The 8,081-nt window shown below is 42.7% G+C and carries 9 protein-coding genes; 2 read left to right on the plus strand and 7 right to left on the minus strand.

Annotation, left to right across the window (positions count from 1 at the left end):
- Positions 1-183 precede the first annotated feature (183 nt).
- A complete protein-coding gene (locus tag PNC201_RS17970) occupies positions 184-2,370 on the plus strand; it encodes a winged helix-turn-helix domain-containing protein (protein ID WP_233525193.1) in 2,187 nt (728 codons plus the stop codon).
- Positions 2,371-2,373: 3 nt separating this feature from the next.
- Here PNC201_RS17970 and PNC201_RS17975 read toward each other — a convergent pair whose 3' ends face one another.
- Genes PNC201_RS17975 through PNC201_RS17985 form a run of 3 tightly spaced genes read right to left on the minus strand, consistent with a single transcriptional unit; the run spans position 2,374 to position 4,258 of the window.
- Positions 2,374-3,111: a TlpA family protein disulfide reductase gene (locus tag PNC201_RS17975; protein ID WP_102057825.1), complete on the minus strand. Its 738-nt coding sequence runs from the start codon at positions 3,109-3,111 to the stop codon at positions 2,374-2,376.
- Positions 3,111-3,569, minus strand: coding sequence for a TlpA family protein disulfide reductase (locus tag PNC201_RS17980; protein ID WP_102057826.1), 459 nt, complete (start codon positions 3,567-3,569; stop codon positions 3,111-3,113). Before PNC201_RS17980 ends, PNC201_RS17975 begins: the two co-directional genes overlap by 1 nt.
- Positions 3,570-3,586: 17 nt before the next feature.
- On the minus strand, positions 3,587-4,258 hold the full coding sequence (locus tag PNC201_RS17985; protein WP_102057827.1) for a cytochrome c biogenesis protein CcdA: 672 nt from the start codon (positions 4,256-4,258) through the stop codon (positions 3,587-3,589).
- 228 nt (positions 4,259-4,486) lie between these two features.
- Between PNC201_RS17985 and PNC201_RS17990 the strand changes: the two genes are divergently transcribed.
- Positions 4,487-4,702 carry a DUF1496 domain-containing protein gene (locus PNC201_RS17990; RefSeq protein ID WP_102057828.1) on the plus strand — a complete coding sequence of 72 codons (216 nt, stop codon included), beginning with the start codon at positions 4,487-4,489 and terminating at the stop codon, positions 4,700-4,702.
- Positions 4,703-4,779: 77 nt separating this feature from the next.
- Here the strand turns inward: PNC201_RS17990 and yidC are convergent, their stop codons facing one another.
- The 4 genes from yidC to rpmH all read right to left on the minus strand — a co-directional run bounded on the left by yidC (position 4,780) and on the right by rpmH (position 7,474).
- On the minus strand, positions 4,780-6,414 hold the full coding sequence (yidC, locus tag PNC201_RS17995) for a membrane protein insertase YidC (RefSeq protein WP_102057829.1): 1,635 nt from the start codon (positions 6,412-6,414) through the stop codon (positions 4,780-4,782).
- Positions 6,415-6,422: 8 nt separating this feature from the next.
- A complete protein-coding gene (gene yidD, locus PNC201_RS18000; protein ID WP_010604158.1) occupies positions 6,423-6,725 on the minus strand; it encodes a membrane protein insertion efficiency factor YidD in 303 nt (100 codons plus the stop codon).
- Positions 6,726-6,898: 173 nt separating this feature from the next.
- Positions 6,899-7,333 (minus strand): ribonuclease P protein component, encoded by a 435-nt coding sequence (gene rnpA, locus PNC201_RS18005; RefSeq protein WP_010376847.1) that lies wholly within the window; start codon positions 7,331-7,333, stop codon positions 6,899-6,901.
- A gap of 6 nt (positions 7,334-7,339) precedes the next feature.
- Complete coding sequence (rpmH, locus tag PNC201_RS18010; protein WP_010604159.1) at positions 7,340-7,474, minus strand: 50S ribosomal protein L34; 135 nt, start codon at positions 7,472-7,474, stop codon at positions 7,340-7,342.
- Positions 7,475-8,081 lie beyond the last annotated feature (607 nt).

Here is an 8,081-nt window from a genome sequence, read left to right on the forward strand (position 1 = left end):
GCCATAATTGTACAGCAATTGATATATCTCAGGTATAGCTGGTGGGTAATATCTAAGTCTGCCCATTGCGTTTTGGGTGGTTGATGACCTTAATGATACGGTTATGCGCTTTTGTCAGGTATAATTATGGTCACAGTTTTTACTGTTCTTACTAGCAAAGGTTGTATAAGGGAAACTAACGCTGTGCTGCACTTTCTTCAATTCCGCTTCGATCCAAATGTCTCGTGTTTATATCGTGATGCTGAGCAAGTGCCACTGAGGCCGAGAGTCGCGCAGCTGTTGGCTTATTTTTTAGCCCATCCAAATCAGATTGTTACACGTGAAACATTGCTCAGCACGTTGTGGCAACACGGTGAGTTTAGAGAAGCTGCACTAACACAAAGTATCACTGAGCTAAGACAAGCCCTCAAAGATAACGCCCAGCAACCCACCTTTATTAAAACCATACCACAGCAAGGTTATCAGTGGATTTGTCCTGTTGAGAGCCGCACATTTAGCACATTCAAACTCACTACAACAATAAAAGCGATGCTTGTCGTTGGCGCTGGCGCTGTTGCGTTAAGTGGAGTCGCAGCGAGTGTTTACCTCGTTTCTAGTTCAGCACCCGTTGTCACTCGTATACAAGCTGAGCAAGACTCGTTAATCATTGTGCCAATGGTGAATGAGACAGGTGTACAAGCCAATGCGTGGTGGGGTTATGCGCTTGAAGCAGCATTGAGACAACATTTACAGTCTCATTATCAATTAGTACCGCGAAGTCAATATCCTGAGCTTGCAGAGAATAGTGCGATTAATCAGCTCACGCTTTCACTAAAGCCGATACAACAGCGTTTTTTACTCAGTGTTACTTATGGAGATAAGCAAAGCGAGATAATTGTTGAACAGTTAGATGAGAGCTTTGAAGCGATTGCAACAGAGGTTATTGCGCAGTTAGCGCTAGATATTGACACTAAAACCGCCAAAAAATCATCCTTAAATCTAGCAATGAATGACTATTACCGCGGCGTGCAAGCATTGAATGAACAGGGACCTCAACTAGCAAAGGCATATTTTGAGGCGGCTGTGGCACAAATGCCGGAACATCTAGAAAGTCAGATGGAGCTTGCGCAAATTTGTTGGCAGCTCGGTGATATTGATTCTGCCACCCGTCGATTCGAACAGATTTCACTAAGTACAGCTTCAATCGCGACTCGTGCTCGCTACCACCTCTATTACGGAGAGTTTTTCAAGGCACAAGGCTTACATCAGCAAGCGTTGCAGCAAGCTCAGCTTGCCCTCGATGCTGCTGAGCAAAGCCAGCAAGTTGAGTTGATTGCGATGGCATATCAACTCAAAGCAGATGCTTTTTGGGTGTTACAACGTTGGGATGAATACCAGCAAGCGATGAGTTCAGCGCATGTTTTGATAGGCAGTCGATCGTTTGCCTATAGCGAAGCACAGCGGAGTTTCTATCTTGCCAATCCACCAGCGGCTGGTCCCGCTGAAAAAACGTTACTGAACTTAGAGAAGAGTAAACCCGTACTCGCGCAAGCCATTGCCTATTATGAGCAAACAAAGCAGACCATGAATCTAATAAAAGCTTTGTTTGCTTATGGTCAAAATTACTTAGTGCCAGTAGTTGAAAGTGAACCTAGTTTATTAAAAGCCCTCGCTTTAGCTCAGAAAAATGGATATCACTATTTAGAAAAGCAAATACTCACTTACCTAGGATTCTACTATATTCAGCTACATCAGGGAGAGAAGGCGCTACGGTATTTAAAAGACATTAACGGCGAGCCGCGTTTTATTCCAAGCTATGAGCAACAGCAATTACTGATTGGCATGGCGCATATGGATATCGCATTGCAAACGGGTGATACGGATGCAATGCAAAGTGCAATTACGCAATATCAAATGCTGTTAGAAAGCGATTATATTTCTTCGGTGACGCGTGCCAACGTTAAATTGTTACTGGGTTGGACCTGGATCAAAGCGGGCAAGCTCGAATTAGCAGAGCCGTTGACGATTGAAGCAATGCAAGACTATCAAACGTTACAGCTACAAGAAGTTGAGACCTATGCGCTCTATACGCAAATGTATATCCACCTTTTGAGAAACGAGCCTCAACAAGCGCTTGAGATCATTACTGCACATCAACATACCAATTCACATCTTTTGTTGCTTTACGGTGTTGTTGCGGCTGATATGTTAAATGAAGAAGCGCTGCAAAAGCGCTTTTCAGATAAATTGGCCGGACTCGAAAACAGCCAATTATTACAGCAACAGTTGCTGCAAATACACCAGCAAAGCAGCATCAATAAGCGCTTTATTGCTGAGCTTATCGATGCCCCTTACAGCGTCTATTGTCAGAGTAAATGGACGATAAATTAGGCTCTAGTCTATGTTGGGTGGTTGATTACCGCGATAAACGACTTCACCGTGTTTATCTTGTACCACCCAGTAAGGTAGCTCTCTAATCTCAAATTGGCTAAATACTTCGTTGTGGTGATCGAACACAATATCGTGTTTGATCTCAAAGCGTTGTTGGTAGTCTAGAGCACTTTGTTCTTCCACATAAAAGGGCTTAATCACAGTAACGACCGGATACGCACTCGAGTCAGCGAGTTGATTGTTTTGCTTTATTCTCATTTCACAGGCAGGAATATGTTGAAACGGACACAAGCTATCGCTGAAAAATAACACTCTGTATTGGCTGTTCATAGTCGCTATCGAAAATGGCGCACCGGTGAGTGTTTGCAATGGGATCTGTGTTTCTTTCTCTGTGCTTGGTGCACTGTTAGTCGTCAACAACTCTCGTTTGATAACTTTGTCGTCTTTAACGATAACACGAACAGGTGTTTGCCTTACTGCAAACCGTTGCATCAACTGGTTTTGCTTATCAATAGCTAACTCAGCATAGCTTGGATAGGCCGTTTTAAATTGCGCTAAGCTTGCCTCATCAATATTGATATCGGGCTGTAGCAATCTCCTTGGTGCTAGTGGCGTTGGTAGAGTTGTAGGCTGTACATATTCATCCCAAATATTAATAAACACATACTCTTGCGTGTTGGCGTGCACAAACACGCTGAGACACACAGCGGCGAACATAAGTAGGGCTTTAATTGATGACATTAGTTTGCTCCTTGGAGTGTGCTCAGATGTTGTTGCAGCTCATCTGTAAACAATGCGCTGCGATAGATTTCTTTGCCGTTTTCATCAATGAGGATGTGTTGTGGCGTGCCTAACACTTGAAACTGCTGAGTTATCTTGCCACTACCATCAAATACCGTTGGAAACTGGTAATCATGTTTATCAAGGTAAGTTTGCACGCCTTTTTTCGACTGATTGAAGCCAATATTGACGGCGATAACCTGATAGTGGTTATTGGCTTGCTGAAAGCTTTGCTCAAGCAGTGGCATTTCTTCCACACAGTAGGAGCACCACGTTGCCCAAAACTTCAAGTAAGTGACTTTGCCTTGACTGGTTACGGTATTGTTTGCAAGCGTATTGGCGGTCAGTACGGGATAGTCCTTTGCTGCAGACATTGTGCTGAGTAACATAAAGAGTGAAGAAAAAATGATTTTTTTCATGGTGGTTCCTTTGCGTTTTATAGCCAACTTTTGCCAGCTTGAATAAGAAAATATTGCGCCATCGCGACTAAGATAAGTGCGGTTGCTGTAGTGATGTGATTTAGCCAAGCTCCAGATCTTGGTAATTTTTGTAAAAAGCGCGTGCTTAGCCCTGCTAGCAGTAATAGGGTGCTCATACCGAGCGCAAAACTAAACAGCAGCGCGCCTCCTAATAGAGGTTGCTGGGCATTAGCAACGAAGAGTAATAAGCCGCCTAGAATTGGAGACGTACAGGGAGCCGCAACAAGAGCGCTGGCCATGCCCATTAGAAGAGGTGCTGGCGAGCCTGTTGCAATCGTATTTGGCAAGCGTGGCAGCGAGATTAAGCCTTTTGATACCGCAGCAAAGTAGAGTAATAGATTGGCAAAAATAAGCAGCACCCAAGGGTTTGTTGCTACTTGGCCAAAGAAGCTACCGGTTAATGCTGCAATAAATCCAAGCGCGGCGTACACAGCTGCAAAGCCTAGCGCATACAAAATAGGGGCAAGGCGAATATGGCGTTGTTGGCTAAGAGTCGCAACAGTTATGGGAAGTATGGGATATACGCAGGGCGTAAAGCTGGTGAGTACACCTACTAAGAGTGCAATAGGCACTAACCACCAATCAGTTTCGGCACTGGAGAGTGCCTGTAGTAACGTAGATTCAAGCATCGTCTTCTCTTTGCATTTTTTAACTGCACAAGAGCATGACGGATAGCCCAGATTTGACCTATCAAATCGTCATAAAATCGCTATCAAATTTTATCAAGCGTTTGCTTTTATTTGATATTTTAATTGTTATGAGTTTAAAAGAAAAAGTGCTTGTTGCTCGTTATGTTTATAAGATAAGGTAAGTTACCTAGTTTAGGTAACTTAAAATTATGCGTAAAGGGAGATATTATGAATAGACTAACACTAGCGGTTGTATCTGCAGCATTTGCGGTATCTGGTTCTGCACTAAGTGGTGAGAATGTAAAACCAGACTACGACCCTACAAAGTATTGTTATTATGCCGATCAGGCATATTCTAAGGGATCGGTAGAAAAGCAAAATAACAAATGGAAAGTCTGTGTTGACGGCGGTCCAAATGGTGAGCTCCAGTGGATTGATCAATAACGACAACTTTATAATGATACGCAAATAAAAAACGCCAGCTGTGAAGCTGGCGTTTTTTTATTCAAGGTGTACGAGCGTTAACCGCGTACTTTCATGCCTTTTTTCTCCATGCCACGGTAGATGATAAGCATCTGAGCGATAGAGATAAGGTTTGAAACCAACCAGTAAAGTACCAGACCTGATGGGAACCAAATAAAGAAAATTGAGAACACGACTGGCATGTAAGTCATCATCTTTTGTTGCATTGGGTCTGTAACTGTCATTGGCTGTAGTTTTTGGGTTAGGAACATACTTGCGCCAAATAGCACAGGTAGTACGTAGTACGGGTCCATTGATGATAGATCCGTTAGCCACAACATAAACTCAGCATGACGTAGTTCTGTTGATTCAAGGAATACGTAGAACAAGGCAAGGAAGATTGGCATTTGTAGTAACAGTGGGAAACAGCCACCCATTGGGTTCACTTTTTCCTTACGGTACATTTCCATCATCGCTTGGCCGAACTTCTGGCGGTCATCGCCATAACGCTCTTTTAGTGCCTGCATCTTAGGCTGTAGCATGCGCATTTTAGCCATTGAGGTGTATTGTGCTTTAGTTAGAGGGTATAACGCCGTTTTCACAATCAAAGTGATAGCAATAATCGCCAGACCCCAGTTACCTAAAATACCGTAAAGGAACTTAAGCAGTATCAGTAGCGGTTGTGAAATAAACCATAACCAGCCGTAGTCTACAGTGAGATCTAGGTCTTCTTGAATTGCTTCAAGCGCTTCTGTGTCTTTAGGACCCATGTAGTACACGGCATGGATAGTTGCCGTGCTGTTTGCTTGCACATTGGTTGGCTCGCTCTTCATACCAACAATACCATTACCATTTCTAAGCGCGGTATAAATCGTATTATTGGTTTGCTGATCTGGCACCCATGCACTAACAAAATACTTTTGTAGGAAAGCAACGTAGCCGCCTTGGGTATTTTTATTCAGGTTCGCATCCGCCATATCAGAGAAGCTGTATTTCTCATAAGGTTCTTCAGCGGTTCCATAGGCTGGGCCTAAGTAGGTCTGATCAACCATGCTGCCTTTATCTTGGCGTGTACGTTTGATTTGCGTGTACAGTTGTACTTGAACAGGTGATGAGGTGGTGTTGTTAACTTGGTATTCTAAGTCAACGTCATATTTACCTGCTTTAAATACATAAGTTTTTGTGTACTGTACGCCTTTCTCATCAGTAAAAGTCAGTGGTACACGTAGCGTATCGCCATTAAGCTCATATTGCTGTTGTGCAGACTCATAGACTGGGCGACCAGCTTTGTTTGCATCTGGGCCGTTTAAACCAATTAAACCACTCTGTGAAACATACTGTTTGCCTTCAAATTCACCAAGTAACATGAAAGGCGTGTCGCTGCCATGGGTTTCTGCGTGTTGTAGTAAGTTGGCTTCAACGATGTCACCGCCCTTAGTATCAATTTTTACCGAAAGTACATCGGTAGTGATACTAATGACAGAACGTGTTGCCTGAGTTGCTACAACTGGGACATCGGATTGGCTTGATGCTGGTACATCAGCTTGCTCTTCTGTTGGGGTTGAGTTCGCCACTTGTTGTGTGACGGCACTGGTATCAGCTTGTGGCGGGTTTTGTTCTTGTGTCCACTCTTGGAACAGTAGGAACGAAACCAGCAACAAACCGATAAATAAAAACGTGCGTTGCGATTCCATAACAGCTCTTATTTCTCGTGTTGTTTAACTTTAGTCGACTTCACAGGTACAGGATCATCTCCACCTGCGCTCAAAGGGTGACATTTTAATATGCGTTTAACCGCTAACCAACTCCCTTTTGCAATTCCATGTAAATTAATTGCTTGAATTGCATAACTAGAACAGGTCGGGTTAAAACGACAATGAGGCCCGAGTAGGGGGCTAATCCATTGTTGATAACCGCGGATCAGCAATATAAGCAGGTGCTTGGGAAGCGAACAAACTGCTTTGAACTGATTTCTGATCTTGCTACGCCCTGAAGTTGAATTCATGGCTTTGTAGATATCAATTTCCTCAATTTACTGCTTCAACCTAAGTAGGCAAAAACAGACTATTTTTCCATTGATATAGCTGATTAAAAGGTGAGCTAACCTTACCTTAATTGGCGTAAAATTACTATGCTAGCAAGGGTAAATGCGCCGTAAAAAGGAAAGGCTAAAGCAGATTATTGCTTTTTCGCGTTAGCTTGAGGATTTTTTGAACGCTTGTGTTGAGGTTTTGGCTTAAAAGGTGGTTTAGGTGCACCTGGCTTACAACGTTCATTTATTTTGCGCCACATCTTAGTGAGCTGTTTAGTTAGCTCTTCATTAGATTGCTCGTCAACACCGGTTTTGACCATCAACACAATATCGATATTATCAAGTTTATGACGATTTAATCGAAAGCTTTCTCTAGCAAGTCGTTTGATACGGTTTCGTTGACATGCTTTTTTGCAGCGTTTTTTAGCTACAGTTAAACCGAGTCTTGGATGACCAACATCATTTGGTTTTGCAAGTAGAGTAAAATAAGGCGTAGCTGCGCGAGCTGGCTCTTGAAATATGCGGGAGTAATGCGAGGGAGTTAACAGACGTAACTCCCTGCTAAAGCTAAAGTCTTCCACTAAATATTAAGCAGAAAGTACTTTACGGCCTTTAGCACGACGACGTGCTAATACTTTACGACCGTTCTTAGTCGCCATGCGAGCACGGAAACCGTGAGAGCGCTTGCGCTTAAGTACGCTAGGTTGAAAAGTTCTTTTCATAACAATTCCATCCGATCGGTTAAAAGTTAAAACATCCTATGCAGGTCGCGATCCTGGCACAGGTGCCATTGCGAGCGCGAGATATTAAAGCTGGGCGCGTCTAAAGTCAATCAAAATCTGTTCTCTGTGGCTAAATAATCCACAGTAGAATTTCTTTATCCTTATATATAGACAAAACTTGGCAAAGCTATCGAGCAAACATAGACGATCTACATAAAGTAGGATCAATACGAAATCGATCTGCATAGATCTGATCCGATGGGCGGCATTATAGCATTTAGTAAGAATAGGAAAAGCTCTGGAAAACTAAATTTGATCTTAATTTTGGGGTGAGATCGGGTGAGTTTTTTGCTATGATCTTACTTGTGGGTAAAAAATAAAAACCTTTAAATTTCATGTGTTTATTTTTTTGCTAGGGTGAGATCTTGCTTTTTCTAAATGTCAATATTGAACTTGTGGATAAGATCACTTCATAATACCCCGCTTCCACCAGTGATTTTGTAATAAAAACTAAGTATTTCCGGCGATCCTTTCATTTAGATCTGATTTTTTAGATCTGAATGCTCTATTTCTTATTCCCGGGAATCAAAACCTATTGGAGTTCAGA

The organism is Pseudoalteromonas sp. NC201, from assembly GCF_002850255.1.
In the GTDB taxonomy this organism is placed as follows: domain Bacteria; phylum Pseudomonadota; class Gammaproteobacteria; order Enterobacterales; family Alteromonadaceae; genus Pseudoalteromonas.

What these genes read in the sequence shown, in the direction of transcription:
- PNC201_RS17975 (WP_102057825.1), bottom strand. Translation starts at nt 3,111, where the DNA reads ATGTCATCAATTAAAGCCCTACTTATGTTCGCCGCTGTGTGTCTCAGC.
- PNC201_RS17980 (WP_102057826.1), bottom strand. Translation starts at nt 3,569, where the DNA reads ATGAAAAAAATCATTTTTTCTTCACTCTTTATGTTACTCAGCACAATG.
- PNC201_RS17985 (WP_102057827.1), bottom strand. Translation starts at nt 4,258, where the DNA reads ATGCTTGAATCTACGTTACTACAGGCACTCTCCAGTGCCGAAACTGAT.
- PNC201_RS17990 (WP_102057828.1), top strand. Translation starts at nt 4,487, where the DNA reads ATGAATAGACTAACACTAGCGGTTGTATCTGCAGCATTTGCGGTATCT.
- yidC (WP_102057829.1), bottom strand. Translation starts at nt 6,414, where the DNA reads ATGGAATCGCAACGCACGTTTTTATTTATCGGTTTGTTGCTGGTTTCG.
- yidD (WP_010604158.1), bottom strand. Translation starts at nt 6,725, where the DNA reads ATGAATTCAACTTCAGGGCGTAGCAAGATCAGAAATCAGTTCAAAGCA.
- rpmH (WP_010604159.1), bottom strand. Translation starts at nt 7,474, where the DNA reads ATGAAAAGAACTTTTCAACCTAGCGTACTTAAGCGCAAGCGCTCTCAC.